Below are 2757 nucleotides of genomic sequence, written 5' to 3' on the forward strand. Positions count from 1 at the left end.
CCACCCCCACCCCCTACCCGAACGACCGGAAAGAGGACCACTGATGGAGTCGGCTGAAATCCGCCGCCGCTGGCTGCGCTTCTTCGAGGAGCGGGGGCACCACGCCGTGCCGTCGGCGTCGCTGATCGCAGACGACCCGACGCTGCTGCTGGTCCCCGCGGGCATGGTCCCCTTCAAGCCGTACTTCCTGGGCGAGGCCGCTCCGCCGTGGAAGCGCGCAGCCAGCGTGCAGAAGTGCGTGCGCACCCCCGACATCGAAGAGGTCGGCAAGACCACGCGGCACGGCACGTTCTTCCAGATGTGCGGCAACTTCTCCTTCGGGGACTACTTCAAGGAGGGCGCCATCAAGCTCGCCTGGGAGCTGATGACCACCCCCCAGGACCAGGGCGGCTACGGCCTGGAGCCGGAGCGCCTCTGGGTCACGGTCTACGAGGAGGACCCGGAGGCCGAGCGCATCTGGCGCGAGGTCGTCGACTTCCCCGCCGAGCGCATCCAGCGCCTCGGCAAGGAGGAGAACTACTGGGACATGGGCGTGCCCGGCCCGTGCGGACCCTGCTCGGAGATCAGCTACGACCGTGGCCCCGCGTTCGGCCCCGAGGGCGGCCCCGCCGTCAACGACGAGCGCTACGTCGAGCTGTGGAACCTGGTGTTCATGCAGTACGAGCGGGGGCCGGGCGAGGGCAAGGACTACCCCATCCTCGGCGACCTGCCGCAGCAGAACATCGACACGGGCCTCGGCCTGGAGCGCCTGGCGATGGTCCTGCAGGGCGTGCAGAACATGTTCGAGGTCGACACCTCGCGCGCCGTCATCGACAAGGCCACCGAGCTGACCGGTGTGGCCTACGGCGACGCCGAGGAGACGGACGTGTCCCTGCGCGTCGTCTCGGACCACATCCGCACCTCCGTGATGCTCATCGGCGACGGCGTCACACCCGGCAACGAGGGCCGCGGCTACGTGCTGCGCCGCATCATGCGCCGCGCCATCCGCAACATGCGCATCCTCGGCTCGACCGGCCCGGTCGTCCAGGACCTGCTCGACGTCGTCATCAAGACGATGGGCCAGCAGTACCCGGAGCTGATCAGCGACCGCAAGCGGATCGAGACCGTCGCGCTCGCCGAGGAGGCCGCCTTCCTCAAGACCCTCAAGGCGGGCACCAACATCCTGGACACCGCCGTCACCGAGACCCGGGCCGCCGGCGGCACGGTGCTCCCGGGCGACAAGGCGTTCCTGCTCCACGACACCTGGGGCTTCCCCATCGACCTCACCCTGGAGATGGCCGCCGAGCAGGGGCTGTCCGTGGACGAGGCCGGGTTCCGCCGGCTGATGCAGGAGCAGCGGGAGCGCGCCAAGGCCGACGCGAAGGCCAAGAAGACCGGCCACGCCGACCTCTCCGCGTACCGCGAGATCGCCGACAGCAGCGGCCCCACCGACTTCACCGGCTACACCGACACCGAGGGCGAGACCAGCGTCGTCGGCCTCCTCGTCGACGGCGTCCCCTCGCCCGCCGCCCACGAGGGCGACGAGGTCGAGGTCGTCCTGGACCGCACCCCCTTCTATGCCGAGGGCGGCGGGCAGCTCGCCGACACCGGCCGCATCCGGCTGCACAGCGGCGCCGTCATCGAGGTGCGCGACGTCCAGCAGCCGGTGCCCGGCGTCAGCGTGCACAAGGGCAGCGTGCAGGTCGGCGAGGTCACGGTCGGCTCGTCCGCGTACGCGCAGATCGACGCCACCCGGCGGCGCTCCATCGCCCGCGCCCACAGCGCCACCCACCTCACCCACCAGGCGCTGCGCGACGCGCTGGGCCCGACGGCCGCGCAGGCCGGCTCGGAGAACGCCCCGGGCCGCTTCCGCTTCGACTTCGGCTCGCCCGCGGCCGTGCCCGGCACGGTGCTCACCGACGTCGAGCAGAAGATCAACGAGGTGCTCGCCCGCGAACTCGACGTGCAGGCCGAGTACATGGGCATCGACCAGGCCAAGAAGCAGGGCGCGCTGGCCGAGTTCGGCGAGAAGTACGGCCAGACCGTGCGGGTGGTGACCATCGGGGACTTCTCCAAGGAGCTGTGCGGCGGCACCCATGTGCACAACACCGCGCAGCTGGGCCTGGTCAAGCTGCTCGGCGAGTCGTCCATCGGCTCCGGGGTGCGCCGCGTCGAGGCCCTGGTCGGCGTCGACGCGTACAAGTTCCTGGCCCGTGAGCACACCGTCGTCTCGCAGCTCACCGAGCTGGTCAAGGGCCGCCCCGAGGAGCTGCCGGAGCGGGTCTCCGGGATGCTGGCCAAGCTCAAGGACGCCGAGAAGGAGATCGAGCGCTTCCGCGCCGAGAAGGTGCTCCAGGCCGCGGCGGGAATCGCCGAGGGCGCCCGGGACATCCGCGGGATCCAGCTGGCCGCCGCCCGGGTCCCGGACGGCACCGGCGCCGACGACCTGCGCACGCTCGTCCTCGACGTACGCCAGCGGCTGGGCTCCCGCGCCGCCGTCGTGGCCCTCTTCGCCGTGGCCGACGGCCGCCCGCTGACCGTCACCGCCACCAACGAGGCGGCTCGCGAGCAGGGGCTGAAGGCCGGGGACCTGGTCCGCACCGCCGCCAAGACACTCGGCGGCGGGGGCGGCGGCAAGCCCGACGTGGCCCAGGGCGGCGGGCAGCGCGCCGAGGCCGTGGACGAGGCCATCGCCGCCGTCGAGCGCCTGGTCGCGGACGCGGGCGGCAACGCCTGATGGCGGAGCGGGAGGGCGGGGAGGGCCCGGCGGAGCGGGAG

1 protein-coding gene is annotated in these 2757 nt (G+C 72.1%); it reads left to right on the top strand.

All coding sequences use genetic code 11. The annotated features are described in order from the left end of the window. Positions 1 to 43 precede the first annotated feature (43 nt). Positions 44 to 2716 carry an alanine--tRNA ligase gene (alaS, locus tag G5C65_RS35040; RefSeq protein WP_165303097.1) on the top strand — a complete coding sequence of 891 codons (2673 nt, stop codon included), beginning with the start codon at positions 44 to 46 and terminating at the stop codon, positions 2714 to 2716. Positions 2717 to 2757 lie beyond the last annotated feature (41 nt).

Origin of the sequence: Streptomyces boncukensis (genome assembly GCF_011045075.1) — a bacterium.
GTDB lineage: Bacteria > Actinomycetota > Actinomycetes > Streptomycetales > Streptomycetaceae > Streptomyces > Streptomyces boncukensis.

Excerpts from the sequence above, each read along its gene's own strand:
- alaS (WP_165303097.1), top strand. The coding sequence starts at position 44 with ATGGAGTCGGCTGAAATCCGCCGCCGCTGGCTGCGCTTCTTCGAGGAG.